Raw genomic sequence first — 24,048 nt, 5'->3', positions numbered from 1 at the left:
GAGACTACGGAAGCAGGCATCCCCCGTGTCACAGAGCAGGAACGGGATCTGGGCGACGCTGGCCGTCGTCCTGATCGCCGCGGGTGTGATCGTCGTCGTGGCGCTCCGCCCCGACCGGTCCGCGTCGACCGCCCCGCCGGGCGGCGTGGCCGCCCCGGGCGCGGCGTCGGTCGGGTCCGCCGAGCTGACCTTCGCCCGGCTGGGCAAACCGTCACGGACCCAGGTCCGCGACGCGGCCGGGCGGGTGTTGGCGGTGTTCACCGACAAGGCCCGCACGGTACGCGTCTCCGGCCCGGAACGGACCTTCACCGAGCCCCGCTTCACCACGTCGTCGGTGACCACCGACGCCTGGATCCGGCTCGCCCCGACCCCGTGGAAGGCCGGTGAGGAGAAGGCGGCCTGGTTCCGGCCCTGGCTGGACAAGGCGGTCGGGGACGACAGCCCGGACGCCCTCGCCATCGCGATGGACTACCTGGACGACGCGCCCGCCCGCAAGGATGCCGAGGGCCGCCAGTTCGCCGGCGACGCCTCCTTCGGCCCGCTCTCGGCAGCCGACCCGGACGGTCGCGCCGAGAACTCCGACTTCTACGACTACCTCGGCGTGGAGTGGGACTTCCCGGACGGCAAGCACGAGCGGCCGGCCAAGGACCACTTCCGCAGCCTGGACTGCTCGGGTTTCATCCGGATGGTCTACGGCTACCGGATGAAGTACCCGTTGCGGGGCACCAACACCAAGGGCGCCGGACTGCCCCGCCGGGCGTACGCGATGGCCGGCTTCGGCCCGGGCGCGTTGCTGATCCCGAACACCGGCCGGGCGGCCCGGGACTACGGCGTGCTCCAGGAGGGCGACCTGGTCTTCTTCAACCACGGTGCGAACGCCGGCCCGAGCATCGAACACTCCGGCATCTATCTCGGCGTCGACGACGCCGGCCACCACCGGTTCTTCTCCAGCCGGGTCAAGGCGGACGGTCCGACGTTCGGTGACTTCGGCGGCGAGTCGCTGCTGGACGGGCCGGGCTACTGGTCGGGCCGGTTCCTGTCCGCGCGCCGGGTCTGACACCGGCCGGGGCGGCGACGCGCGGGTGCGTGGTCGGACGTCGGGACCGCTTGCCGGCCGGTGTCAGCGACCGGGAAGGTCGGCGGCCACCAGTGCCGCCACCAGTTCCGCCCGGCGGTCCTCGACCCGGCGCACCGTCCAGGTGACCTCCAGATGGACGAAGACCGCGTCCTGCTTGCGGGCCGCCTCGGCCTGGGTGTTGGTGGTGCCCTCCAACTCGCCGCACCTGCTGGTCCAGGCCCGGCAGGCGACGAAGCCGGCGGCGTCCAGCGCGTCGGCCGTGCGGCGCAGGGCGGGGGTGGAGCGCTTCTGCCCGTCGGAGACCACCATCTCCGCGCCGGGGAGGCTCTGCTCGGCGAAACCGTGCAGTTGGATCTGGTTGATCCGGTTGCGGGCGAACCGGTCGCTGGCCAGCTGGAACAGGCCCTGGGAGTTGTGCGCCGCGTCCGCCCGCCCGTCGCCGGCCCGGCGGTGTGCGCCGGCGACCAGCATGATGCTGCCCGGCGTCGCCCGGAACAGCCGTAGCCCGATGTCCTCCGTGTGCAGGTCCGAGTTGGGGTGGGGCACCTCGACGGCGAGTCGTACCGGCTGGGAGAGGTCCACCAGGATCAGGCCCCAGGGCCGTGCCGCGCCGGCCTCGGTGACGAACAGCGCGTAGTCGCGTCCGGTCTGCGGGTCCCGGCCCCTGCTCGCGGCGAAGCCCAGCCCGGCCAGCAGCCCGCTCGCCTCCGGCAGCCCCGAGTGGTCCCCGGTCACCAACAGGGTGACCGCCCGACGGGCCGTCTGCCGTTCCGTCGGATCCGGGTCGCGGTAGGGATCGGTCGGCTTGAGTCGGCTGACGAAGTCGGTCAGCACCGTGTCCGGGGCCACCGGGGCGGGCGGGGCGGCGGTGGGCCCGTCGGGTGGCTCGCCGCACGCGACGAGCCACAGCGACAGGGCCGCACAGCACGCCAGGAGACCGTTGCGGTGGGTGGAGGTTCGGGCCATCGCAGGCAGGCTACCGCGCCGTTCCCACCGTCGTCGTCACCCCGGCGGCGGGTGGGTCAGGGGCCGAGGATGTGGTCGAGGTGGGGGTTGGTGAGGACCCGGCCGGGGTCGAGGCGGGCCCGCAGGTCCTGGAAGTCGGCGAACTTCGGGTACGCGGTCGCCAGCGAGGCCGCGTCCCGGTAGTGCAGCTTGCCCCAGTGGGGTCGGCCGCCCAGCCCGGCAGCCACCTCCTCGAAGGCCCGGAAGTACGGCTCGTAGGGCATGCCGACGTACTGGTGGACGGCGAGGTAGGCGGAGTCGCGCCCGTAGCCGTGGGACAGCCAGATGTCGTCGGCGGCGGTGAACCGCACCTCGACCGGGAAGAGCACCTTGAACGGCAGCCGGTCGACGAGGCGGCGCAGTTCCGCCAGCGCCTGCGGGAGGGCGGCGCGTGGGATGCCGTACTCCATCTCCACGAAGCGGACCCGGCGCGGGGTGCAGAAGACGGTGTCGGAGCGGCCGGTGTAGGTGCGTTCGGTGAGCGCGCGGGCGGAGACCGCGCTGATCGTGGGCACCAGCGTCGGTACGGCCCGACCCAGCCGGCAGGCCCCGGCGAAGACGGTGTTGGCGAGGAGTTCGTCGTCCAGCCAGCCGCGCCAGCGGGGCAGCGGCCGGTCGTCGGCGGGCACCCGGTCGTTGGTCTTGAGCTGCACCCGGTCGGTGTACGGGAACCAGTAGAACTCGACGTGGTCGTGCCGGCCGATGAGGCCGGACAGGTCGCCCAGCACCTCGTCGAGCGGGGCGGGGCGTTCGTGTGCGCGCAGCGTGAACGCGTCGACGCAGCGCAGGGTGACCTCGACGAGCACGCCGAGCGCCCCCAGGCCGACCCGGGCGGCGGCGAAGATGTCCGGGTGTTCCTCGGCTGAGCAGTGCAGCACCTCGCCGGTGCCGGTGACCAGGGTGAGCGCCTCGACGAAGGTGGACAGGCAGCCGTAGGCGGCACCGGTGCCGTGGGTGCCGGTGGAGATCGCTCCGGCGATGGTCTGCGCGTCGATGTCGCCCAGGTTGGGCATGGCCAGGCCGTGCCCGGCGAGCAGCGCGTTGAGCGCCCGTAGGGTCGTCCCGGCAGGCACGGTGACCAGCCGGGCGTCCCGGTCGACCCGGACACCGGTGTCGAGGGCTGACAATTCCATCCGCCGGCCGTCCGCCAGGGCGATCGGGGTGAACGAGTGGCCGCTGCCGACCACCCTGATCCGCTGACCCGCGCCTGCCGCGTCCAGGACCGCCTCGGCTGTGTCCTCGACGGTGGTAGGGCGCAGGATGGCGGTGGCGACGCTGCGTTGGTTGCCCGCCCAGTTGGACCAAGCGGTGGTGGTACCGGCCATCGGCGCTCCTCGACATGAACGTGAACTGACTTCATATCAGGAACGTTGTGCCTGGTAAATACCGCAATCGAGGTCCGCTCGTTGTACCGGTAGTCACGGCCTCGTGACATGTGGATATGTTCTTCCGTCGAAGGGGGGTGGCGTCGAGTGTCCACACCAGCCGCCACGACCGGGCCGCTGCGCCGCGTTCCGGTGCAGGGTCGAAGTGTCGCGCGCGTCCAACGGATGTTGGACGCCTGTGCCGAGCTCGTCGACGAGGTGGGGTACGAGGGGTTGACCACCACGTTGCTCGCCGAGCGGGCCGAGGTGGCGATCGGGTCGGTCTACCAGTTCTTCCCGGACAAGCGGGCGATAGTGCAGGCGCTGACGCTGCGCACGATGGAGTCCTACCTCCAGCGGCTCGACGAACGCTTCGCCTCCGACGACCTGAGCCACTGGTGGGACGGCGTCGACGCGGGCATCGACGAGTACATCTCGATGCACCGGACGGTCCCGGGCTTCCGGACCCTGCACTTCGGCGACGTCGTCGACCTGCACCTGCTCGACGAGCAGCGGGACAACAACGGGGTGATCGCCGACCAGTTGGCCCGGGTGCTCACCGAGCGGTTCGGCATGGCCGACGAGCCGCGCCTGCGGTTCTGCCTGGAGATCGCCGTCGAGGCCGCCGACGCCCTGATCAAGCTGGCGTTCCGCCGCAAGCAGGAGGGCGACGAACGGGTCCTCGCCGAGGCCAAGGCGCTGATCAGGGAATACCTGCACCGCCACGTCGAGGCCCCGACCGAACCCGCCGCCCAACCCTGACCCGGCCGGCCCGCCCCGGAGCCGGCCGGCAGGCCCGCCCCGGAGCGCCCGCGCCTGTCGCCGGGTGAATCAGAGGAACGCGTGGCCCTCGCCCCGGTAGGTGGGCACCGTGGCGACCACGCTGTCCCCGTCGACCAGGTGCAGGTCGTTGACCCGCTCGCAGAGTTCGCCGGCCTTGGCGTGCCGGAACCACACCCGGTCGCCGATCCGCAGGGCGGCTGCGGCGGCACCGGTGAGCGGGGTCTGCACCTCGCCCGCGCCCTCGGTACCGACGAGTTCCAGCCCGGCCGGCAGCCACGGCCGCGGCAGCCGGCTCGTCGCCGCCGGTCCGGAGGCGATCCAACCGCCGCCGAGCACGGTGGCGATCTCCGGTGTCGGGCGGCGGACCACCGAGCAGGCGAAGAACGCCGCCGGGGTCGGCCGCCAGGCGCGGTAGGCGTCGAACAGCGTCGGGCCGTACAGCCCCGAGCCGGCGGTGACCTCGGTGACCGAGGGGTCGGCGCTGGTGGCGGCCACGCTGCCGGTGCCGCCGCCGTTGACGAACTCCAGGTCGGCGTGTTCGCGGACGGCGGCGACCGCCGCACCCCGGCGGGCCAGCAGTTCCCGGTACGACCCGCGCTGGGCGATCCGGATCGCGGCGCTGAGCGCGGCCTGTCCGGGTGGAGCGTCCCCGAGCCCGGCGATCTGTGCCTCGTACGACATCAGGCCGACCAGCCGGAAGCCGGCCCGGCGGGCGACGGCGGCGGCGAGCGCGCCGGCCGCCCGGGCGCTGTGCACCGGCGAGCGGCGGACCCCGACGTGCACCCGCCCGCGCAGGGGTCGCCAGGAGGCGTCGAGGTCGAGGCAGACCCGGATCTCGGGCCGGCGACCCGGGGCGCACACCGAGTCGATCAGGTCGAGCTGCTCGGTGCTGTCGATCATGAGGGTGACCGCCGCGGCGAGCTGCGGATCACCGGCCAGGGCGGCGAGCGCGCCCCGGTCGGCGGTGGGGTACGCCACCAGCGCGTCGTCTGTCGCGCCGGAGCGGACCAGCCAGTTCGCCTCGGTCAGGGTGAACGCCATCACGCCGGCCCAGCCGGCCTGGCCGAGCGCCCGGTCGAGCAGGTCGCGGGACCGGATCGACTTGCTGGCGGCGCGGACCGGCTTGCCGCTGCTGCGGGCGGCCAGCGCGGCGGCGTTGGCGTCGAAGGCGGTGAGGTCCACCACGGCGTAGGGCGGGTCGAGGTGGGCGGTCGCCTTGTCGAGGCGTTCGCGCAGGGTGTCGCTGTCGATGGCCACGAATGCACGCTAACTGTCCGGACGGCAATGCGAAATACCCTCACGTCCTGCCGGGCTGCGGTCGGTGGCATCCGCGGCCTAGGCTCGGCGAGCAGGAGAATGTCGCCGGTGGGGAGGCTCCCACCGGGTCTAGAGTGTTGCACCGGGACTGCCCAGTGTTGGGCCGGCGCGTGGAGGTACGGCCATCGAAAGCCAGCAGAACGGCGAGTCGTCCGGCGCGTCGTCGCCCGGGCCCGCCGGAGCCGCCGCCCAGACAGACCGGTCCGGAGCTGCGGCGATCCGGTCGGTACTACGCATCCGGCCGTTCCGGCGGCTCTGGATCGTGCTCGGCGCAGCCTCCTTCGGTGACTGGCTCGGCCTGCTCGCCACCTCCGTCTTCGCCGCCGCGCAGGTCTCCGGCAGCACCGCCCAGGGGGCGGTGTTCGGTGGCGTGATCGCGATCCGGCTGCTCCCGGCGCTGGTGCTCGGGCCGGTGGCCGGCGTGCTCGCCGACCGGTTCGACAGGCGCTGGACGATGGTCATCTGCGACCTGCTGCGGTTCCTGCTGTTCGCCTCGATCCCGCTGGTCGCGCTGCTGGGCGTCCGGGGCGGCGTGGTGGTCACCTGGGCTGCGGTCGCCACCTTCCTGATCGAGTCGATCACCCTGCTCTGGATCCCGGCCAAGGAGGCCGCGGTCCCCAACCTCATCCCGCGCGCCCGGCTGGAGACGGCCAACCAGCTCACCCTGATCACCACGTACGGCCTGACCCCGGTCGCCGCCGCGATCGCCCTGGCGGTGCTGGACCGCAGCGTGCGCGGGGTCACCGGCGGCGAGATGCCGAGCTGGGCCGAGCCCGCCCAGCTCGCCCTCTGGTTCAACGCCCTCTCCCGGCTGGCCACCGCGCTGGTGGTGGCCTTCGGCATCAAGGAGATCAGCCAGGCCCAGGCCCGGGAACGGGGCGAACGCGCCGAGCAGGGCATGTTCAGCCAGTTCACCGAGGGCTGGAAGTTCATCGGCCAGACCCCGCTGGTCCGGGGCCTGGTGCTGGGCATCTTCGGCGCGTTCGCCGGTGGCGGCATCGTGATCGGCACCGCCAAGTTCTTCGCCGCCTCGCTCGGTGCCGGCGACGCCGCGTTCTACATGCTGTTCGGCGCGATCTTCATCGGGCTGGCGGTCGGCATCGGGCTCGGCCCGATGATCGTGCGGGACATGTCCCGCCGCCGCTGGTTCGGCATGAGCATCGTGCTGGCCAGCGCCTCCGTGCTGGTGCTGGCGTTCGCCATCCACCTGTCGATGGCCATCCTCGGCGCGATCATGGTCGGCGCGGGTGCCGGCATGGCCTTCCTCGCCGGCACCACGCTGCTCGGCGGCGAGGTCGCCGACGAGGTACGCGGCCGGGTCTTCGCCGTCGTGCAGATCGGCACCCGGCTGGTGCTGATCCTGGCGATCGCGCTGAGCAGTCTGCTGGTCGGGGTCGGCGGTTCACGCCAGCTCACCATCGCCGACCTCGGCATCTCGGTCTCCTCCACCCGGCTGCTGCTGCTCGCCGCCGGCCTGGCCGGCATCTTCGCCGGGATCAGCGCGTTCGGGCAGATGGACGACAAGAAGGGCGTGCCGGTCCTGGCCGACCTCTGGGGCTCGATGCGCGGCCGGCCGCTGATGCCGGCCGAGCCGTTCGTCTCCAACGGTCTCTTCGTGGTCTTCGAGGGCGGCGAGGGGGCCGGCAAGTCCACCCAGTTGGAGCAGCTCGCCACCCGCCTGCGCGAGCAGGGCCGGGACGTGGTGGTGACCCGGGAACCGGGTGCCACAGCGGTGGGCGAGCGGATCCGGGCCCTGGTGCTTGAGGATTCCGGCGCGGACGCCCCCTCCCCACGCGCCGAGGCGCTGCTGTACGCCGCCGACCGGGCTCACCACGTCGCCACCGTGGTCCGCCCGGCGCTGATCCGGGGCGCGGTCGTGATCAGCGACAGGTACGTCGACTCGTCCCTGGCCTACCAGGGCGCCGGTCGTACGCTGCCGGTCGACGAGGTCTCCTGGCTCTCCTCCTGGGCCACCGGCGGGCTCAAGCCCGACCTGGTGGTGCTGCTCGACGTCGACCCGCGGACCGGCCTGTCCCGGGCCGCCGCCCGCAACCAGGGGGCCGACCGGCTGGAGGCCGAGTCCGTGGCCTTCCACGAGCGGGTCCGCTACGCCTTCCTCGACCTCGCGGCCAACGACCCCAAGCGTTACCTGGTGCTCGACGCGGCCCGCCCGGTCGACGAGATCGCCGGCCAGGTCGGCCGCCGGGTGCAGGAGTTCCTGGTGGACCCGGCCGGCATCGTGCACCCGCGCCCGGCACACGGGCCCGACACCTCGGTCCAGCCCGAGTTATCCGACACGGAGCTGGTGGGGATGGAGCACCGGACCTGATGCCGGACGTCTTCGCCGAACTGGTCGGCCAGGACGACGCGGTCGGCACCCTGCGCCGGGCCGCCGCGTCGGCCGCCGCCGTGCTGCGCGCCGCCCACCTTCCGGCACCCGCCGGCACCGTCGACGATCCGGACGACGACGACCTGGCCGCCCTGGCCGAGGCCGACGAGGATGCCGCCGCCGGGTCGACCGCCCCGGCCGTCGACCCGGGGGCCGGGATGACCCACGCCTGGATCTTCACCGGTCCGCCCGGTTCCGGCCGTTCGGTGGCCGCCCGCGCCTTCGCCGCCGCGCTCCAGTGCGTGCACGGCACCGGCTGCGGCACCTGCCCCGGCTGCCACACCACGCTCACCGGCACCCACGCCGACGTCCGGCTGGTGGCCCCCGAGGGGCTCTCCATCGGCGTCGGCGAGATGCGCGCCCTGGTGCTGCGGGCGGCGAGCACCCCGTCCGGCGGGCGCTGGCAGGTGGTGATCATCGAGGACGCCGACCGGCTCACCGAGGCCGCCGGCAACGCGCTGCTCAAGGCGGTCGAGGAGCCGCCACCGCGGACGGTCTTCCTGCTCTGCGCCCCGTCCACCCACCCGGAGGACGTGTCGGTGACGATCCGGTCGCGGTGTCGGGTCGTACCGCTGCGGCAGCCCTCGGCGGCGGCGGTCGCCGACGTGCTGGTCCGGCGGGACGGCATCGCGCCCGACGTGGCGCAGTGGGCGGCCGCCGCCGCGCAGGGGCACGTGGGCCGGGCCCGCCGGCTGGCCCGCGATCCTGAGGCGCGTCAGCGCCGGGACGCGGTGCTGGCGGTGCCGCGCCGGCTGACCGGGGTGGGCACCGCGCTGGACGCGGCGTCGGCGCTGATCGAGGCGGCCGAGGCGGAGGCGGCGGCCTCGGTCGCGGAGTCCGACGCGGCCGAGCGGGCCGCGTTGCAGACCGCGCTGGGTGCGGGCGGCACCGGCCGGGGCGCGGCGGGCGCGACGCGGGGCTCCGCCGGCCAGCTGAAGGACCTGGAGAAGCGGCAGAAGTCGCGGGCCACCCGGGCCCAGCGGGACGCCCTGGACCGGGCCCTGGTGGACCTGGCCGGTTTCTACCGGGACGCGCTCACCTCGGCGCTGCGCGCGCCGGTCGCCCCGGTACACACCGACACCGCCACGCTGGCCGAGGCGGGCGGGCAGAAGTGGGCCCCGGAGGGGGCGCTGCGCCGGCTGGAGGCGGTCCTGGAGTGTCGGGCCGCGATCGAGGCGAACGTCAAACCCCGCATCGCCGTGGAGGCGATGATGCTCTCCCTCTGGCGCGGCTGACCCCCGGTTGCCGCCCATCGACACGTGTTGACGGGGTGCGGTACGGTCCCGGTGGGCCGCGGTGATCGTGGTGGCACGCAGGGTGAGGTCGACCTGGGGGGAGATCGGATGCCGCGCGGCGAGATCGACGAGGCGTGGATCGAGGAGGCGGTGCGGCGGTACCGCCGGATCGAGTCCCTCCAGGCCGAGTTCGACCGGGCGGTGGAGACCGTCGAGGTGACCGTCCGCTCGCCCGACGGGCTGGTCGAGGTGGTGGTGACCGCCGGTGGGCGGATCACCGACGTGCGCTTCCTCGGGCCGCTGCACAACCGCCACCCGCGGGACGTGGCCGGCTCGGTGCAGGCCGCCGTCACGGCCGCCGCCGACGCCGCCCAGTGGGCCCGGGAGAAGCTGCACAACGAGACGTTCACCGCCTACCGTCCGCTCGCGGGGGCGTGAGATGGATCCCCTGCGTACCCTCGCCGACCGCCTCGACGAGGCCAGCGCCACCCTCGCCGCGCTGTCCCGCACGGTCACCGCCACCGACCCGCCGCACCCGGCGTTCGGCGCGCACGCCGCCGGCCGTCCCGGCGAGGTCGGCCGGGCCCTGCACCGACAGTGGACGACCGCCACCGACGGGCGGGCCCGCGAGGCGGGTGCCGCCGCCGCCCGGCTGGCCGCCGCCGCGTCGGCCGTCCGCAGCGCCGCCGACCGCTACACCTCCACCGACGAGGCCGCCCGCCGCCGGCTGGCCGGGGAGGCGTGATGGATCCGCTGGACCGGCTCGCCGAACCGGGCCTGGACCTGCTCACCCGGGTCGACACGCTGCTCGCCGCCGGCGCACCCGAGGGGCACCCGGTCTGGCCGCTGCTGCGCCGGATGCAACTGCTGCCCGGCGAGGCCCTGCGCGCCTTCCTCGACCTGCATCCCGCGCCGCTGGCGACCGCCGGCCACGCCGTGCGCCGGCTCGTGCGGGGGTACGACGACGCGTGCGCCGCCCTCACCGATCCGGGCATCTGGTCGGGCCCGGCCGGGGCGTCCTACGACGAAGCCCGTACCGCCCTGCTGCGCCACCTGGACGAGGGCCCGGAGAGCCTGGTGGGCCGGCTGGAATCCACCGCCGGTTACGCCGACGCGCTGGCCGACTGGGTGGAGGGCAGCCGGCTGGCGGTGGCCCGGGTGCTGGCCGAGGTGCTCGGCTCCACCGAGGCGGTCCGGGTCCGGATGGTCGCCGGTGCGGGTGCCGGGCCCGTCGGGGCGGCTGCGGCGGCCGAGATCGCCACCCGGGTGCTCTCGGTGCTCGGGGTGGCCTACGACGGGGCGGAGACGCTGCTGCGCCAGTGGTCGCCCAGCCTCGCCGAGTCGACCTGGCGGCCGAGCGGCGGGCCGTCGTACCACGGCGGCCCGGTGCGGATCGGCTGATGGACGAGCCGACCCGGCGGGGGGCCCGCCCGTCGCACCCGGACCGGTTCCGTCGATCCGTCGTAGGCTGATGGCATGGGCATGCTCTGCGCGGTCAGCTTCAACCGGTACGGGCGGCTCTACTACCTCGACCCGGGGGAGTTCAGCCCGAAGGTCGGTGACCGGGTGCTCGTCCCCACCGACGACGGTCCCGAGGTGGCGGAGTGCGTCTGGGCGGCGCAGTGGGTTGCCGAGGAGACCGATGGTTTCCCGAAGCTGGCCGGGCTGGCCGGCGACGACGACCTGCGCCGCGACGAGGTGCTGCGGCGGCGCAAGGCCGAGGCGAAGGTGGCGGCGAAGCGGCTGATCCGGGAGCACGGCCTGCCGATGAAGGTGGTGGCGGTGGATCATGTCCTGGCTGCCACCGAGGGCGCCGGGGACCGGACGACCGTCTATTTCACCGCCCCGCACCGGGTGGACTTCCGCTCCCTGGTGCGGGACCTGGGCGCCACCCTGCACTGCCGGGTGGAGCTGCGGCAGCTCTCCGCCCGGGATTCGGCCCGGGTGCAGGGCGGCATCGGTTCCTGCGGCCGGGACCTGTGCTGCGCCACCTTCCTCAACGACTTCGAGCCGGTGACCATCCGGATGGCCAAGGACCAGGACCTCCCGTTGAATCCGCTGCGGATCTCGGGCGCCTGCGGCCGGCTGATGTGCTGCCTCAAGTACGAGCACCCGCTGTACGCCGCGTTCACCGAGTCCGCCCCGGCGATCGGCAGCCGCGTCAGCACGCCCGAGGGGGACGGCCGGGTGGTCGGCCACAGCGTCCCGAGGGACGCGGTGACCGTCCGCCTGGATGCCGACGGCTCGCGCTCCATGTGCTCCCGCGCGGACGTCTGTGGCTCCCGGAGCGCCTACGAGAGCCGAGACCCGGCCGGCCCCGGAGGGGCCGCGCGCTGACCGACGCTTCCCGGTCGGGCACGGCCCGTCAGGCGCGGTCGTGCAGGGTGACCTGGTAGCCGTCGGGGTCGGCGAAGGTGAACGTCCGGCCGAAGGGCCCGTCAACCGGCGCGGAGACGATGGTGTGCCCGTCGGTGACGAGCGCGTCGTGGATGGCCTGCACGTCCGTGGCGTGAAGCCAGATCGCGGCACCGATGCCGGGCCGGGCGGCGGAGGCGAGATCGGTGCCGGGGACGACGTCGCGCAGGGCGAACGCGATCGGTGTGGTGGCGAAGACGACGGCGTGCGGTGGCCCGGCCGGCGAGCGGACGAGGCCGAGGTAGCGCTCGTAGAACGCCTGGGAGGCGGCGAGGTCGCGCGCCTGGAACGAGATGAAGTCGGGGCCGGTGACGGGCATGCGATACTCCTTCAGTCATGTCAGGTTCCTGACATCAGCAAGCTATGTCAGAATGCTGACATGAGTCAAGTTGATGCCGGCATCGACCTGGAGACGTCCCTGGGCTACCTGCTGAAGGAGGCGTCGAGCGCCCTGCGGGCGGCCATGGAGGAGGTGCTGCGACCACTCGGGATGGGCGTGACGCACTACGCCTGCCTCGAACTGCTGGCGCAGCGGCCGGGCATGTCGAACTCCGAACTCGCGCGGGGCGCGTTCGTGACCCGGCAGACGATGAACGTGCTGCTCCAGAATCTGGAACGGGAGGGCTACGTGACCAGGCCGGCGGCGGCACCCGTCGGCAAGGCGCTGCCCACGCGACTCACACCGAGCGGTCGACGCAGCCTGGAGCGGGCGAGCGCGGCGGTCCGTTCCGTCGAGGTCAGAATGCTCTCCGGCATGACCGGCCCCGAGCGCTCAGCCGCGTTCCACGCCCTCAAATCGATGATCCACTCCCTGACCTCCCCGCCTGCGCCGCCGCCCCCCGCCGACGACCGGGGTTGATCAAGAGGTTTGCGTCATTGTGGGCACGGCGGGTGACGCGAACTTCTTGGTCAACTTCGCCGGGCGGCGGGCGGCGGGCGGCGGGTGGTGGGTGGCGGGTGGTCCGGGTGGTCCGGGTGGGGTCGGGAATTCAGGTGAGGGTTACCGGGGGTTCGGCGAGGCGGGGGGTCAGCGGGGTGCGGGGGGTCAGCCAGGAGGCGGTCGGGGACTGGTCGGGGTTGAGCTGCCAGTCGTGGCAGACCCGGTCGACGGCGATCGGATAGACGGTCAGCGTGCCGTCCGGGTCGATCCGCATCCGCAGGAACGACTTCGAGTCCTCGATGCCCTGCCCGGCGAACAGTTCGTTGACGTTGACCCCGAATGCCCCCGCGACCAGCAGGTACCCGGCCACGAGTTGGGTGGCGACCAGCCCGATCACCGGACCGTAGACCACGGCGGCGGCGACCGCCGGCAGCGGCCACGGCCAGTGGTAGAACGGCAGGTGCAGCCAGGCCCAGGTGCCGGCGACCGCGAGCCCCACGTGCGCCAGGCCGTGACCGATGCCGAGCAGCCAGTGCCGGACGTGCCGTTTCCCGCCGGCGCTGGGCGGCTTGGCGAAGAAGGCCGCGCCGAGCAGCGTCACCCCCAACATGATCACCAGCGGGACGCTGAACAGCCGCTGCTCGGTGCCGGTCCGGTTGGCCGCGACCCCGGCCATGGCGAGCATCAGCAGCGTGTGCAGGGTGCCGAGCAGGGTCCCGAAACCCGGGTTGCGTCGGGGCAGCCGGTGGAAGATCCCCCAGCCGTAGCGCCGGGAGCGGGCCGCGTCCGGGAATCGGGCCACCAGGTCGTACGCGCGGGTGCGGCTGGCCCGGCGGGACAGGGTGTCCTTCGGCGGCACCTCGATCCGCTCGGGCAGGGTGTGCGTCGGATACAGGTACGCCCCGCCCCCGCCACAGGTGATCAACTGCCGTTCCGGGCCGGCGTACCTGGCGTAGTGGTGCAGGTCGCCGGAGACCAGCAGCCGCACGTGCGCCCCGGTGGGCGCGATGATCGTCCGGACGAAGTAGTCGATCGAGTCGTACGCGGTGGGATGGTCGACGGACTTCACCCAGGTCGGCGCGGGCACCGCCAGGATCACCCGGGACTCCGGGCCGAGCCGGCGGGCCACCTCGTCGAAGTACGACAGCTGCGGGTCGTCCAGGTAGGACCCCGACTGGTCGTCCAGGCCGAGCAGCCACCACCCGGCCGGCAGTTCCACCGCGAAGTACGACCGGGACTGGCCGGTGCCCCAGCCGCCGAAGTTGCGGTCCCGGGAGCGGACGAACAGCCGCAGGAACGCGGTCAGCCCGTCGTACCAGTCATGGTTGCCGGGCACGGCGAACAGCATCGGCCGCTGCGGCGGGGCCACCGGCAGCGCCGCCTGGTACGGCCCCTTGCACCGGTCCTCGTACGCCTCGTAGGCCGCCGACGGGTAGACCTGGTCGCCGCCCATCACCAGGGTCTGTGCCCGGGGCAGCCGGTGCCCGTCCACGGTCAGCTCCGGCTGGGCCAGCAGGTACGCCACCGAGTACGTGGCGTCGAAGCCGTCGCCCAGGTCGGCCACGTAGTCGAGCCAGAGACCCCCGTCCGGGCCGACCTGCGTGCCGATCCTGGCGTCGAGTGCGTTCTGCAACTCCCGCTTGTCCAGGTACGCCCCGAACAGCATCGCCAGCAGGGTACGGATGCCGGTGCTGATCAGCAGGAACGGCGCGAGCCAGGGGACCGGTTTGCGGGGCGTGAAACCCAGCTCCACCGGATCGGTGCCGCGTGGCCTGCGGACGGCCCGCTCACCGGGGGCGTGCTCGGCGTCCGGGTCCGTTACGGGGCCGATCGGGTCGGCGGGACGTCCGGAGGTGGCGGGGCGCTCGGGGGTGGCGGGGTCGTCGCTCACCCGGGCAGCCTAGCCGTCCCGCCCGACACGGATGTCCCTTGATGTCCGGTCCGCCGGCGGGGAACCCCCTCGGTCCCGCCGGGGGTCGTGCCGTACACTTGGCGGTCGTTGCCGCCTTAGCTCAGTCGGCTAGAGCGACGCACTCGTAATGCGTAGGTCGACGGTTCGATTCCGTCAGGCGGCTCGGTGAGAAAGCCCAGGTCAACCGACCTGGGCTTTCCTGTTTGTGACCCCTGACGAGCCACCCCGGGACGGCCTTTCCCCGTCGTTGCGGGCGCGACTCCGCCCGCCCCGGTCACCGGGTGCCGGGGCGCCCGCGTAGCGCGTGGTAGGCGACTGCGAGGGCGATGCCGAGGACGACGATGACGACCTCGTGCGCCGGGTGGAGGTTCTTCGACAGGCTGGGGGCGCGGTCTGGGCCGATCGCCCAGAGCGCCAGTCCCGCCCCGTAGGCCGCGCCGAGCGCGCCGGCCCACCACCGCAGCGGGCGCAGAGCATCGTGGCGGAACACGGTGACCAGCGTGATCGCCACCGGGACGACGGCCACCATGGCGAACTGGCCGGCGACGAGGGCGGCAGCTGCCCAGGCGCTGCTGACGAGGGGCCGCGAGCGGGGCAGCACGCCCGGGGGCGTGGGTGTCGTCGGTGCGGGGGGCATGGCGGTTCCTTCCGGTACGAGGGCGGCGGGTGGTCCCCGCCGGGGTTCAGGGGCGGGCGGCCGGGTCGGTGCGTTCGGCGGCGGCCTTGAGGTCGGCCAGCCACGCCTCCAGCCCGTAGCCGAGGTAGGCGGTGGAGGTCGCCACGTCGGCCTCCACCTGGGCGCCGGTCCAGGTCTCCTCGGTGCGGACCAGCACCCCGCCGGTGACCTCGGTGAAGGTCCAGACGTGAACGCCGTTGTCGATGTGCAGGCCGTCGCCGACTCCCGGGCCGGCCCAGCGGACGCACCGGTAGGGCGTCAGGTGCGTCACGGTCGAGGTGATGGTCAGCGTCGTGGCCGGGGTCATCGGGGTTTCCGGGACGGGCGTGGTCCACCGGAACGCCGACCCCGCGCGCAGTTCGCCGTCGTCGAGGCGGGTGACGGAGGTGACCGGCACCTGCCAGGAGGGCCATTTTCCGACGTCGGTCTGTAGGTGCCAGACGGTGTGCAGCGACGCGTCGACGAGCGTCTCGGTGCGGTACCGGATCCGGGCCGCCGGGTCGACGCCCTGTCCGTCGCAGGTGATCACCGGCTGGTTCGCGGTCGTTGCCATTTGTCTCCACCTATCTCACTTCTGCGACCTGGTGTCGCTGTGGTTACAGGCTATAACCAACGTGAGCTTCGGTCAATAGCGATGGTGATAGCCTGTAACTAACGTGAGAGCAGCGGTGGAGGGGTGGTCCATGAGTGCCGACGTGACCGGTCCGCGTGAGCGGTACCGCGCCCAGGTGCGGGCGGAGATCAAGCAGCGGGCCTGGGAACAGCTCGCCACGACCGGGGTGTCGGCGCTGTCGCTCAAGGCGATCGCCGAGCAGCTGGGCATGAGCGGCCCGGCGCTCTACCGGTACTTCGCCAGTCGGGACGAGCTGATCACCGCTCTGATCCGCGACGCGTACCGAAGCCTCGCCGACGCGCTCCGGGCCGCCGCCGACGCCGGGGCGGACGTCGCCGGGCTGGCGAACACCGTCCGCGCCTGGGCCCTCGACGATCCGCAGCGCTACCTGCTGATCTGGGGTACGCCCGTGCCCGGCTACCACGCCCCCGACGACACCACCGCGATCTCGACCGAGATCATGGCGACCATCGTCGACGCCTACCGCAGCCGCGACGTCCCGCCCTCGGGGCGACGGATCGAGACCCACCTCGACGACCATCGCGGCTGGGTCACGGACCCGACCGTGCCGGCCGCGACGCTAAGGGAGGCGCTGGCCTTCTGGACGCGGGTGCACGGCGTCCTGTCGCTCGAACTCGCCGGCCACTTCGCCGGCATGGGGTTCGATCCGGCACTGCTGTTCGACGACGAGATCGACGACCTTCTCGGCCGCTGAGCACCGGGGACGGGACACGCCACCACCGCCACCGGCCGCCGGGACGGGACGCGGCGCCACCGCCGCAACGGCACCGGTCGATGCCCGTTGTCCGGTACGGCTAAGGTCAACAGTCGGCTACCGTACGCATACGAGGATGGGACCCCTCGATGAGATGTGCCTTCTGCGGCCGGTGGTGGCCGCTGCCCTGGTCGTGCGGCCGGTGCCGGCGTGACCGTCGCCGGATGCGCCGCGACTATCTGCGCCGCGCCGCCCCGCAGGACGCGCTGCGCGACCTGACCCGCACCGACCCGGACCGCTGACCGGCCAGCACGCCGCCCGGCGGGAGCCGGCGCGGGCGAGGGGGCGGGTCCCGCCGTGACTATCCTGGGCCCGTGCTGCCCCTGCCGCCCGGCGACTTCCGGGCCTACCTGTTCGACTGCGACGGCACCATCGTCGACTCCATGCCCGTGCACCACCTGGCCTGGCGGGCGGCGCTCGACGAGTGGGGCTGCGACCTGCCGGAGGACCTGTTCTACGCCTGGGGTGGCCGGCCGGTGGCCGACATCGTCGTCGACCTCAACGAGCGGCACGGGCTGACCATGCCCGTCGAGGTGGTGGCCCGTCGCCGGGAGGACGCCTACCAGAGCTTCCTGCCGCAGCTCACCGCCGTTCCCGGGGTGCTGGCGCACATCGAACGGGCACACCGGCGGGTGCCGTTCGCCGTGGTCTCCGGCAGCACCCGGGAGTCGGTGACCGCCTCGCTGTCCGCGCTCGACCTGCTCGACCGGTTCGACGTGCTGGTGTGTGCGGAGGACTACACGCGGGCCAAGCCGGACCCGGAGTGCTACCTGATGGCGGCGCGGCTGCTCGACGTACCGCCGGAGCAGTGCCTGGTGTTTGAGGACACCGACCTGGGGGTCGCGGCGGCGACGGCGGCGGGCATGGCCTCGGTCCGGGTCCCGCCGCCCTGGCAGCGCTGAACCGGGGCCGGGGATCCGGCCCGGCGGCACCGGCTCACCGCCGGCCCGGGGGACGCCGTCACCCCCGGTAGAGCTTCTCCGCGTACGCCGGGCCGTAGTAGCGCTCCAGGTCGGCCAGGCTCTCGGACGGCGTCTCCACCTCCTTGACCAGCCGGGCCCGGGACGGCAGCGCGTCCGGCTGCCAGGTCTCCGGCTGCCACAGCTCGGAACGGAGGAACGCCTTCGCGCAGTGGTAGAAGATCTGCTCGACGGCCACCTCGACGGCGAGCACCGGCCGGTGCCCCTGGACCAGCATGTCGTCGAAGTAGGGCGCGTCGCGGACCAGCTTCGCCCGCCCGTTGATCCGCAGGGTGTCCGTCCGGCCGGGGATCAGGAAGATCAGCCCGACGTGCGGGTTGTCGAGGATGTTGCGGTAGCCGTCGGCCCGCCGGTTGCCGGGCCGCTCCGGGATGGCGATCGTCCGCTCGTCGAGCACCAGCGCGAAGCCGGCCGGATCGCCCTTGGGGGAGACGTCGCAGCTGCCGTCCGCGCCGGCCGTGGCGACCAGGCAGAACGGCGACGCGGCCAGCCACTGCCGGTCCCGTTCGTGCAGCACCGTGCGTTCCTTGGCCGCCGCCCGGGGCATCGGTGCCCCCAGCAGCGCGCGTAGCTCCTCGTGTGAGGTGATCTCCGCCGTCACGTCCGCCTCCCCCGTCCGTTGGTCCCGGTGGCGGGCGGTGGAGCACCGGCCGCCGTACGTCAGCCTAGGCGGGCGTGGCGAGCCCGGTTTGTCCCCCCGGCGGGTACCGGCGCACCCCGCCCCGACGACGCAGTGGAGGACCGCGATGGAGAGCCGACTGAAGGTGCTCGGGCACCCGGTGCACCCGATGCTGGTGATGTTCCCGGTCGCGTTGCTGGTCACCGGCACCCTCTTCGACGTCGTGGACACGGTCGGCGGGCCCGACTTCCTCGCCGAGGTCGCGTACTGGAACCTCACCGTCGGCCTGGTCGGTGGTCTGCTGGCCGCGGTGGCCGGCGCGTTCGACCTGCTGGCCATCCCGGCCGGCACCCGGGCCAAGCGGGTGGCGCTCACCCACGCGGCGGCGAACGTCGCGGTGATCCTGCTCTTCGCCGCCGTCTGGGCGGTCCGGTTGAACGCCGGGTCACGGTCGGCCGGCGGCGCGCTGATCGCCATCGAGGTGGTCGGCCTGGCCATCCTCGGTGTCAGCGCCTGGCTCGGCGGGGAACTGGTCGACCGGCTGGGGGTGGGTGTCGACTCCGACGCCGGCCTGGACGCCCCCAGCTCGCTGCGGCCCGCCGCGGCCAGTCGACCGGTGGGGGAGGTGCGGTGAGCGAGCAGCCGGGCCGGGGCAGCCCTCAGCCGGGCGGGGACCCGACCGGTGAACTCCAGGCGCTGCGCGCCGAGCTGAGCCGGCTGGTCGGCGGCCGGGGCGCGTCGCCCGACGTCGAGCTGACCGAGGTCGCCGACGGCTGGCAGGTGGTCGTCCGGCTGCCCGGGGTGGCACCGGAGGAGGTCGCCGTCGAACTCGACGACCGGGAACTCTGCGTCCGGGCCCGGTCGGAGGCCGAGGTCAACGCCGACCAGGGCATTCCCGGAGGGGTGGAGACCCGGGGCTTCGAGTACCGGGTGGACCTGCCGTCCCGGGTCGACCCCGACGCCATCGACGCGGTGATGGACCACGGTCTGCTCCGGGTGCACCTGCCCCGGGCGGCGCGACCCACGCCGCGCACCATCACCGTCGGCCGCGCCGGCTACCCGCCCGGCCCCACCCGCAGCGGTACGCCCACCGGCGTGGACCCGGCGGCGGACCGGGAACTACACCACCCGCACACCACCGTCGACCCGCTCGACCGGCCGTAGGGCCCCGGTGGACAGCCCGACCCTGGGTGGCCCGCTGGGCGAGCGGGTGCCCGACGTGGCCCGGATCGCCGTGCTGCGGGCCAACGCGCTCGGCGACCTCGTCTTCCTGCTGCCCGCCCTGGACTCGCTGCGGGCCGCGTACCCGACGGCGGAGATCGTGTTGTTCGGTGCGCCGTGGCACGCGGAGTTCTGGCGGGACCGACCCGGCCCGGTCGACCGGGTGCTGGTCGTTCCGTCGGCCCCCGGCATCCGTGAGCCAGGCCCCGACGAGCCGCCCGGTTCGCTCGACGACTTCCTGGCCGAGGCCGCCCGGGAGGGCTACGACCTGGCGTTGCAGGTGCACGGTGGCGGGGCCAACTCGAATCCGGTGATGAGCCGGTTGGGGGCCCGGGTCACCGCCGGGCTGCGCGCCGAGGACGCCCCGCCGCTGGACCGCTGGCTGCGCTACGTCTACTACCAGCCCGAGGTGATCCGCTACCTGGAGGTGGTGGGCCTGGTCGGGGCGGACGCGGTCACCGTCGTACCGAAGCTCGCGGTGACCGACGCGGACCGGGCGCAGGCACGGGCGGTGCTGGGCGAGCCGGACCGGCCCCGGGTGGCACTGCACCCCGGGGCGAGCGACACCCGGCGGCGCTGGCCCGCGCGGCGGTTCGCCGAGGTGGCCCGGGTGCTGCACGACGACGGGTACGAGGTGCTGGTCACCGGCACCCCCGCCGAGCGGGCGGTGGTGGACGAGGTGGTCGCGGCGGCCGGGGTGCCGGTCCGTCCCCAGGTCGGCACGCTCAGCCTCGGCGGGCTGGTCGGCGCGTACGCGGGCTGCGCGCTGGTGGTCTCCAACGACACCGGCCCGTTGCACCTGGCCGGCGCGGTCGGTACCCCGACGGTGGGCGTCTACTGGGTCGGCAACATGATCAACGGGGCGACGCCGTTGCGCGCCCGGCACCGCCCGATCGCCGCCTGGACGACGCGCTGCCCGGTCTGCGGGGTCGACTGCACCCCGGGCATCTATCCGCACCGGCCCGGCGACGGCAACTGCCCGCACCGGGACTCGTTCGTCGCCGACGTGCCGGTGGCCGAGGTGCTCGAAGCCGCCGCCGACCTGCTCCGCCCCGACCCGGGCAGCGCCGCCGGCTGACGGTCCGGTCGGGCGGTGCGGCCGGTCGACGGGCCGAGGGCAGGGCAGCGCCGCCGGTCGCCGGGCCTGGGGCCGGGCGGTGCCGCCGGTCGACCGGGCCCCGGGCCGGGACGACCCTGGCGGGTCGCCGGCCGGTGCCGGCAAGGCTCAGGCCGGCTGGGGGGAGTCGGCGGCGACGACCTCCCATGCCTCGACGTCGCGTTCGGTCACTGTGGTCGGTGACTCCAGGTGGTAGGCGCCGCTGGGCAGCACACCCGCGCCGCCGTGCCGGGCCAGCACCGCGAGCTGGGCGGCGACGTCCTCGCCCTGGTGGTTCGCCGGCACCCGCCGCCAGAACTCGAAGCCGCCCGCGTCGACCAGTGCCGCCCGGTCGTAGAGCACACAACCGCCGATCCAGGAGACCTTGTACGCCCGCCACGCCCCCGCCGGCAGGCCCAGCTTCTGCTGGACGTGCAGCAGGTTCGCGGCCGGATGGATGGCGGCCCGCTGCCACTGCGGGGTGTCGGGGCGGACCCGTTCCGGCACCACCGGCCCGGCCCACTCCTCGTAGTGCCGGTGCGTCTCGGGGCGGACGTCGTCGGCGTACGACAGGCCGTGCACCGCGTTGCCGACGAACCCGCAGCCCAGCTCCCCGATCGCGGTGACCAGCCGGTCCAGGGTGCCCGGTTCGAGCCAGACGTCGTCGTCGAGGCAGAGCACGTACCGGGCCACCGACCGGTCCAGCAGGTACGCCCGGTGTTCGGCCAGCCCGCGCCGGGGCAGCCGACGGGTCAGCAGCACCGGGTGCCCCCGGTGGCGCAACGCCCGCACCATGGTGGCCGCCGCCGGGTGCGCGTACGCCGGGTCGTGGTCGGACTGGTCGCTGACCACCACCCCGAAGTCGGGGACCTCGACCTGGGCGGCCAGCCCGGCCAGGGTGACCGCCAGTTCGGCGGGCCGGTTGCGGGTCGGGATCAGCACGTCGAGCCGACGGGGTCGGCGGAACCCCCCGGCCGAGCCGAGGTCGAGCGGTCGGCTCACGTGGACCTGCCCAGGTGTCCGGCGGTCGGGGTCGGGGCGACCGCTGTGGATTCCGGGCCGGGTGCCGCAGACGTACCGGCGGCGGGTCGTACCCGGTCGGCCGGCGCGTCGGCGGGTCGTACCGGACCGGTCGGCGGGTCGGTGGCGGTGCCCAGGCTGCTGGCGGCCTGGGCGCGGATCCGGTCGATGATCGCCGAGGTGGACCGGTCCGGCACGTAGCCGAGGGTGCGTACCTGACCGCCGAGCCGGCGGACCAGGGGTGCCTCGGGGACCATCTCCGGCGGATAGTCGCCGCCCTTGACGTACACGTCGGGGCGGACCGCCTCGATCAGGTCGGCCGGCGAGTCCTCCTCGAAGACCACCACGTGGTCCACGCAGGACAACGCGGCGAGCAGGGCGATCCGGTCCTCCACCGGGTTGACCGGCCGGTCGGCACCCTTGAGCCGGCGGACGCTGGAGTCGGAGTTGACCGCCACCACCAGCAGGTCGCCGAGCGCACGGGCCTGCTCCAGGTAGCGCACGTGGCCGGGGTGCAGCACGTCGAAGCAGCCGTTGGTGAACACCACCGACCGGCCGGCCCGTCGGTGGTCGGCGACGATCGCGTCCAGTTCGCCGGTGCCGACCAGCGTCGGGTGGGCGGTGCCGTCGGGTGCGCCGCCGAGCGCGTCGAGCAGGTCCTCCCGGCGGCACACGCAGGTACCGGTGTCCGAGACGGTGATGGTCGCGGCGAGCTGGGCCAACTGGGCGGCGGTGGGCAGCGACGCCTCGGCGGCCAGCGCGAGGGTCATCGCCGCCAGGTAGGCGTCGCCCGCGCCGACGGCGTGACTGGCCGGGACGGGTGTGCTGTGGCTGCGCCGGGGTGCGCCGTCCGGGCCGCCGACGATGGCACCCTCGGTGTCCAGGGTCACCGCGACCACGTCCGCGCCGGTGTGCGCCCGCAGCTCGGCCAATCGCGCCTGGGCCAGCCCGGCCCGGTCGACCCCCTCGCCGACGGTGGCGTTGACGGTCACCCCGGCCCCGGTCACGCTCAACCCGTCCCCGGTCATCGCGACCCGCCCCTCACCCGGGGTCGGCTCCCCGGTCGGGCCGGTGGCCCGGCCGACCCCGCCGGGGGCGGTGCCCACGACCAGCTCCGACGGCCCGTCGGCCGGATCGTTGGGCGGGTGGTCCAGGTGCAGGCCGGTGCCGCCGGTACGGGTCGGGGCGGGCGGCGCGCCGAAGCCGGCGGCAGCGCGGGCCAGCAGCCGGGTCGCCTCGGCGAAGCTGGGGGTGACCACCGTCGGGTTCAGCCCCCGCCAGTCGGCGAGGTCGTGGGCGTCCAGGGCGACGGTGGCGTACCGGTGCCGGTGGGCGACCAGCCAGGCGCGGACCGGGGCGGGCAGCGCGCCGAGACCGTAGTCGCAGACCACCAGCGTGGGCGCGACCCCGCCGGCCACCGCCCGCAGCTCCTCGGTGGCGCAGCTCAGGGCGGTGAGCAGCCGGCCGACGCCGTCGTCGTCGAGCGGGTCGTCCGGGTCACCGGAGTCCTCCCGGAGCAGGATCTGGTTGCCGGCGAGCATCCGGCGTTTCACCGGCGTCGGCCGGTGCGGTTCGCTGACCGTACGGTCCCACACGCCGGCCCGGTCCAGGCAGTCGTGCAGTTCGTCGCCGGCCACGTCCGCGCCGACCGGGGCGACGAGCAGAGCCCGCCCGCCGAGGGTGGCGATGTTGACCGCCGTGTTCGCGGCCCCGCCGGCGGCGGTGATCCGTCGGCGCAGGGTGAGGATCGGCGCGGGGGCCTCCCGGCACAGCCGCTCCGACTCGGCGAAGCGCCACTCGTCGAGCATGGCGTCGCCGACGACGAGGACGGCGCGTTCCCGCCAGCTCTCCACGACGGTGGCGAGCCGGCGCTGTTCCGCTGCTGCTCCTGCCATGCCCACCGGGGTCCCCCGCCCCGACCAGGCCAAACCCACCGCCCTGGCCGGCGACCGGGGTCACGTTTCGGGCCCCGAGCCCCGGGAACCGACCAGAGGTATCCGGAGAGGGGAAAACCGACATGGCAGCCACGACATTGCAGGGCAAGCGGATCGCGTTCCTCGCCACCGACGGCGTGGAGGAGGTCGAGTACGTGCAGCCGCGCGAGGCGGTCGAGAAGGCGGGTGCGACCGCCGAGCTGGTGTCGCTCAAGCCCGGCACCATCCAGGCCTTCAACCACCTCGACCAGGCCAAGACGTACGACGTGGCGGTGACGGCGGCCGACGCGGACGCCGACGGCTACGACGCGCTGGTGCTGCCCGGCGGGGTGGCCAACCCGGACTTCCTGCGCACCGACCCGGACGCGGTCCGGTTCGTGCAGGCGTTCTTCACCGCCGGGAAGCCGGTCGGGGTGATCTGCCACGGCCCGTGGACGCTGGTCGAGGCGGGCGTGGTGGCGGGCCGCCGGATCACCAGCTGGCCGAGCCTGCGTACCGACCTGACCAATGCCGGCGCGACCTGGGTCGACGAACAGGTGGTGACCGACGGCAACCTGGTCAGCAGCCGCAAGCCCGACGACCTGCCGGCGTTCTGCGCCGCGATCGTCGACCGGTTCGCCGCCGGCGACTGAGCCGTCCCGCGATGGGCACGCGGGGTCCGCCCGCGTGCCCGTCGGTGGGTCCGGGGCAGGTTTCCCCGGCCCGCAGGCATGTTCGCGGGGGAGCGGGAAAGAAG

The 24,048-nt window shown here is 74.0% G+C and carries 26 protein-coding genes and 1 tRNA gene; 17 read left to right on the top strand and 10 right to left on the bottom strand.

The features are described 5' to 3' along the window. Window positions 1–25: 25 nt before the first annotated feature. Window positions 26–1,057: an NlpC/P60 family protein gene (locus ACN267_RS22625; RefSeq protein WP_281901082.1), complete on the top strand. Its 1,032-nt coding sequence runs from the start codon at window positions 26–28 to the stop codon at window positions 1,055–1,057. 63 nt (window positions 1,058–1,120) lie between these two features. Here the strand turns inward: ACN267_RS22625 and ACN267_RS22620 are convergent, their stop codons facing one another. Then, window positions 1,121–2,044: a hypothetical protein gene (locus tag ACN267_RS22620; RefSeq protein WP_421489598.1), complete on the bottom strand. Its 924-nt coding sequence runs from the start codon at window positions 2,042–2,044 to the stop codon at window positions 1,121–1,123. A 56-nt stretch (window positions 2,045–2,100) separates the two neighbouring features. After that, window positions 2,101–3,408, bottom strand: coding sequence for a D-arabinono-1,4-lactone oxidase (locus ACN267_RS22615; RefSeq protein WP_204958719.1), 1,308 nt, complete (start codon window positions 3,406–3,408; stop codon window positions 2,101–2,103). A 225-nt stretch (window positions 3,409–3,633) separates the two neighbouring features. On the opposite strand from ACN267_RS22615, the gene ACN267_RS22610 reads away from it, so the two are divergent. Further along, a complete protein-coding gene (locus tag ACN267_RS22610; protein ID WP_204958720.1) occupies window positions 3,634–4,209 on the top strand; it encodes a TetR/AcrR family transcriptional regulator in 576 nt (191 codons plus the stop codon). A 69-nt stretch (window positions 4,210–4,278) separates the two neighbouring features. On the opposite strand, the gene ACN267_RS22605 is transcribed toward ACN267_RS22610, so the two are convergent. After that, entirely contained in the window at window positions 4,279–5,487 is a 1,209-nt protein-coding gene (locus tag ACN267_RS22605) for an amino acid deaminase/aldolase (protein WP_421489597.1), read from the bottom strand. 277 nt (window positions 5,488–5,764) lie between these two features. Here ACN267_RS22605 and tmk point away from each other — a divergent pair, with 277 nt between their 5' ends. The 6 genes from tmk to ACN267_RS22575 all read left to right on the top strand — a co-directional run bounded on the left by tmk (window position 5,765) and on the right by ACN267_RS22575 (window position 11,508). Then, complete coding sequence (gene tmk / locus ACN267_RS22600; RefSeq protein WP_372445984.1) at window positions 5,765–7,876, top strand: dTMP kinase; 2,112 nt, start codon at window positions 5,765–5,767, stop codon at window positions 7,874–7,876. Beyond that, window positions 7,876–9,171, top strand: a complete 1,296-nt coding sequence (locus ACN267_RS22595; RefSeq protein ID WP_421489596.1) for a DNA polymerase III subunit delta' — start codon at window positions 7,876–7,878, stop codon at window positions 9,169–9,171. The genes tmk and ACN267_RS22595 overlap by 1 nt, the downstream gene beginning before the upstream one ends. Window positions 9,172–9,279: 108 nt before the next feature. Next, on the top strand, window positions 9,280–9,609 hold the full coding sequence (locus ACN267_RS22590) for a YbaB/EbfC family nucleoid-associated protein (protein ID WP_088643476.1): 330 nt from the start codon (window positions 9,280–9,282) through the stop codon (window positions 9,607–9,609). 1 nt (window position 9,610) lies between these two features. After that, entirely contained in the window at window positions 9,611–9,916 is a 306-nt protein-coding gene (locus ACN267_RS22585) for a hypothetical protein (protein WP_204958723.1), read from the top strand. Next, window positions 9,916–10,572, top strand: a complete 657-nt coding sequence (locus ACN267_RS22580; RefSeq protein ID WP_204958724.1) for a hypothetical protein — start codon at window positions 9,916–9,918, stop codon at window positions 10,570–10,572. Before ACN267_RS22585 ends, ACN267_RS22580 begins: the two co-directional genes overlap by 1 nt. Window positions 10,573–10,647: 75 nt before the next feature. After that, complete coding sequence (locus ACN267_RS22575) at window positions 10,648–11,508, top strand: PSP1 domain-containing protein (RefSeq protein WP_421489595.1); 861 nt, start codon at window positions 10,648–10,650, stop codon at window positions 11,506–11,508. 28 nt (window positions 11,509–11,536) lie between these two features. Here the strand turns inward: ACN267_RS22575 and ACN267_RS22570 are convergent, their stop codons facing one another. Beyond that, window positions 11,537–11,905 carry a VOC family protein gene (locus ACN267_RS22570; RefSeq protein WP_204958726.1) on the bottom strand — a complete coding sequence of 123 codons (369 nt, stop codon included), beginning with the start codon at window positions 11,903–11,905 and terminating at the stop codon, window positions 11,537–11,539. A gap of 60 nt (window positions 11,906–11,965) precedes the next feature. Here ACN267_RS22570 and ACN267_RS22565 point away from each other — a divergent pair, with 60 nt between their 5' ends. Next, window positions 11,966–12,445, top strand: coding sequence for a MarR family winged helix-turn-helix transcriptional regulator (locus tag ACN267_RS22565; RefSeq protein ID WP_204958727.1), 480 nt, complete (start codon window positions 11,966–11,968; stop codon window positions 12,443–12,445). 130 nt (window positions 12,446–12,575) lie between these two features. Here the strand turns inward: ACN267_RS22565 and ACN267_RS22560 are convergent, their stop codons facing one another. Next, complete coding sequence (locus ACN267_RS22560) at window positions 12,576–14,297, bottom strand: metallophosphoesterase family protein (RefSeq protein WP_421490480.1); 1,722 nt, start codon at window positions 14,295–14,297, stop codon at window positions 12,576–12,578. 170 nt (window positions 14,298–14,467) lie between these two features. Between ACN267_RS22560 and ACN267_RS22555 the strand changes: the two genes are divergently transcribed. After that, window positions 14,468–14,541: transfer RNA gene (locus tag ACN267_RS22555), tRNA-Thr, on the top strand. Between the two features lie 111 nt (window positions 14,542–14,652). On the opposite strand, the gene ACN267_RS22550 is transcribed toward ACN267_RS22555, so the two are convergent. Next, a complete protein-coding gene (locus ACN267_RS22550) occupies window positions 14,653–15,015 on the bottom strand; it encodes a hypothetical protein (protein WP_281901064.1) in 363 nt (120 codons plus the stop codon). Window positions 15,016–15,061: 46 nt separating this feature from the next. Beyond that, window positions 15,062–15,607 (bottom strand): SRPBCC family protein, encoded by a 546-nt coding sequence (locus ACN267_RS22545; protein ID WP_421489594.1) that lies wholly within the window; start codon window positions 15,605–15,607, stop codon window positions 15,062–15,064. 130 nt (window positions 15,608–15,737) lie between these two features. On the opposite strand from ACN267_RS22545, the gene ACN267_RS22540 reads away from it, so the two are divergent. The 3 genes from ACN267_RS22540 (at window position 15,738) to ACN267_RS22530 (ending at window position 17,344) form a co-directional block, all read left to right on the top strand. Continuing rightward, window positions 15,738–16,382, top strand: a complete 645-nt coding sequence (locus ACN267_RS22540) for a TetR/AcrR family transcriptional regulator (RefSeq protein ID WP_204958774.1) — start codon at window positions 15,738–15,740, stop codon at window positions 16,380–16,382. A gap of 149 nt (window positions 16,383–16,531) precedes the next feature. Next, window positions 16,532–16,684 carry a hypothetical protein gene (locus ACN267_RS22535; RefSeq protein ID WP_204958775.1) on the top strand — a complete coding sequence of 51 codons (153 nt, stop codon included), beginning with the start codon at window positions 16,532–16,534 and terminating at the stop codon, window positions 16,682–16,684. A 72-nt stretch (window positions 16,685–16,756) separates the two neighbouring features. Further along, window positions 16,757–17,344, top strand: a complete 588-nt coding sequence (locus ACN267_RS22530; RefSeq protein ID WP_421489593.1) for an HAD family hydrolase — start codon at window positions 16,757–16,759, stop codon at window positions 17,342–17,344. Between the two features lie 58 nt (window positions 17,345–17,402). Here ACN267_RS22530 and ACN267_RS22525 read toward each other — a convergent pair whose 3' ends face one another. Then, window positions 17,403–18,023 carry a pyridoxamine 5'-phosphate oxidase family protein gene (locus tag ACN267_RS22525; protein ID WP_421489592.1) on the bottom strand — a complete coding sequence of 207 codons (621 nt, stop codon included), beginning with the start codon at window positions 18,021–18,023 and terminating at the stop codon, window positions 17,403–17,405. 145 nt (window positions 18,024–18,168) lie between these two features. Between ACN267_RS22525 and ACN267_RS22520 the strand changes: the two genes are divergently transcribed. Genes ACN267_RS22520 through ACN267_RS22510 form a run of 3 tightly spaced genes read left to right on the top strand, consistent with a single transcriptional unit; the run spans window position 18,169 to window position 20,340 of the window. Next, window positions 18,169–18,675, top strand: a complete 507-nt coding sequence (locus tag ACN267_RS22520; protein ID WP_421489591.1) for a DUF2231 domain-containing protein — start codon at window positions 18,169–18,171, stop codon at window positions 18,673–18,675. Next, window positions 18,672–19,205 (top strand): Hsp20/alpha crystallin family protein, encoded by a 534-nt coding sequence (locus tag ACN267_RS22515; protein WP_204958778.1) that lies wholly within the window; start codon window positions 18,672–18,674, stop codon window positions 19,203–19,205. The genes ACN267_RS22520 and ACN267_RS22515 overlap by 4 nt, the downstream gene beginning before the upstream one ends. Window positions 19,206–19,212: 7 nt before the next feature. Next, on the top strand, window positions 19,213–20,340 hold the full coding sequence (locus ACN267_RS22510; RefSeq protein WP_204958779.1) for a glycosyltransferase family 9 protein: 1,128 nt from the start codon (window positions 19,213–19,215) through the stop codon (window positions 20,338–20,340). 147 nt (window positions 20,341–20,487) lie between these two features. Here the strand turns inward: ACN267_RS22510 and ACN267_RS22505 are convergent, their stop codons facing one another. Together ACN267_RS22505 and rfaE2 are read right to left on the bottom strand one after the other, a co-directional pair. Then, entirely contained in the window at window positions 20,488–21,360 is an 873-nt protein-coding gene (locus ACN267_RS22505; protein ID WP_421489590.1) for a glycosyltransferase family 2 protein, read from the bottom strand. Next, window positions 21,357–23,273: a D-glycero-beta-D-manno-heptose 1-phosphate adenylyltransferase gene (gene rfaE2 / locus ACN267_RS22500; protein ID WP_421489589.1), complete on the bottom strand. Its 1,917-nt coding sequence runs from the start codon at window positions 23,271–23,273 to the stop codon at window positions 21,357–21,359. The genes ACN267_RS22505 and rfaE2 overlap by 4 nt, the downstream gene beginning before the upstream one ends. A 122-nt stretch (window positions 23,274–23,395) precedes the next feature. Between rfaE2 and ACN267_RS22495 the strand changes: the two genes are divergently transcribed. Further along, entirely contained in the window at window positions 23,396–23,944 is a 549-nt protein-coding gene (locus ACN267_RS22495) for a type 1 glutamine amidotransferase domain-containing protein (protein ID WP_204958782.1), read from the top strand. The last annotated feature ends 104 nt before the right edge of the window (window positions 23,945–24,048 follow it).

Origin of the sequence: Micromonospora sp. WMMD734 (genome assembly GCF_049178975.1) — a bacterium.
GTDB lineage: Bacteria > Actinomycetota > Actinomycetes > Mycobacteriales > Micromonosporaceae > Micromonospora > Micromonospora wenchangensis.
This window is presented reverse-complemented; position numbering and strand designations above follow the sequence as displayed.

What these genes read in the sequence shown, in the direction of transcription:
- ACN267_RS22620 (WP_421489598.1), bottom strand. Translation starts at nt 2,044, where the DNA reads ATGGCCCGAACCTCCACCCACCGCAACGGTCTCCTGGCGTGCTGTGCG.
- ACN267_RS22615 (WP_204958719.1), bottom strand. Translation starts at nt 3,408, where the DNA reads ATGGCCGGTACCACCACCGCTTGGTCCAACTGGGCGGGCAACCAACGC.
- ACN267_RS22610 (WP_204958720.1), top strand. Translation starts at nt 3,634, where the DNA reads ATGTTGGACGCCTGTGCCGAGCTCGTCGACGAGGTGGGGTACGAGGGG.
- ACN267_RS22595 (WP_421489596.1), top strand. Translation starts at nt 7,876, where the DNA reads ATGCCGGACGTCTTCGCCGAACTGGTCGGCCAGGACGACGCGGTCGGC.
- ACN267_RS22590 (WP_088643476.1), top strand. Translation starts at nt 9,280, where the DNA reads ATGCCGCGCGGCGAGATCGACGAGGCGTGGATCGAGGAGGCGGTGCGG.
- ACN267_RS22585 (WP_204958723.1), top strand. Translation starts at nt 9,611, where the DNA reads ATGGATCCCCTGCGTACCCTCGCCGACCGCCTCGACGAGGCCAGCGCC.
- ACN267_RS22580 (WP_204958724.1), top strand. Translation starts at nt 9,916, where the DNA reads ATGGATCCGCTGGACCGGCTCGCCGAACCGGGCCTGGACCTGCTCACC.
- ACN267_RS22575 (WP_421489595.1), top strand. Translation starts at nt 10,648, where the DNA reads ATGGGCATGCTCTGCGCGGTCAGCTTCAACCGGTACGGGCGGCTCTAC.
- ACN267_RS22570 (WP_204958726.1), bottom strand. Translation starts at nt 11,905, where the DNA reads ATGCCCGTCACCGGCCCCGACTTCATCTCGTTCCAGGCGCGCGACCTC.
- ACN267_RS22565 (WP_204958727.1), top strand. Translation starts at nt 11,966, where the DNA reads ATGAGTCAAGTTGATGCCGGCATCGACCTGGAGACGTCCCTGGGCTAC.
- ACN267_RS22550 (WP_281901064.1), bottom strand. Translation starts at nt 15,015, where the DNA reads ATGCCCCCCGCACCGACGACACCCACGCCCCCGGGCGTGCTGCCCCGC.
- ACN267_RS22545 (WP_421489594.1), bottom strand. Translation starts at nt 15,607, where the DNA reads ATGGCAACGACCGCGAACCAGCCGGTGATCACCTGCGACGGACAGGGC.
- ACN267_RS22540 (WP_204958774.1), top strand. Translation starts at nt 15,738, where the DNA reads ATGAGTGCCGACGTGACCGGTCCGCGTGAGCGGTACCGCGCCCAGGTG.
- ACN267_RS22535 (WP_204958775.1), top strand. Translation starts at nt 16,532, where the DNA reads ATGAGATGTGCCTTCTGCGGCCGGTGGTGGCCGCTGCCCTGGTCGTGC.
- ACN267_RS22520 (WP_421489591.1), top strand. Translation starts at nt 18,169, where the DNA reads ATGGAGAGCCGACTGAAGGTGCTCGGGCACCCGGTGCACCCGATGCTG.
- rfaE2 (WP_421489589.1), bottom strand. Translation starts at nt 23,273, where the DNA reads ATGGCAGGAGCAGCAGCGGAACAGCGCCGGCTCGCCACCGTCGTGGAG.
- ACN267_RS22495 (WP_204958782.1), top strand. Translation starts at nt 23,396, where the DNA reads ATGGCAGCCACGACATTGCAGGGCAAGCGGATCGCGTTCCTCGCCACC.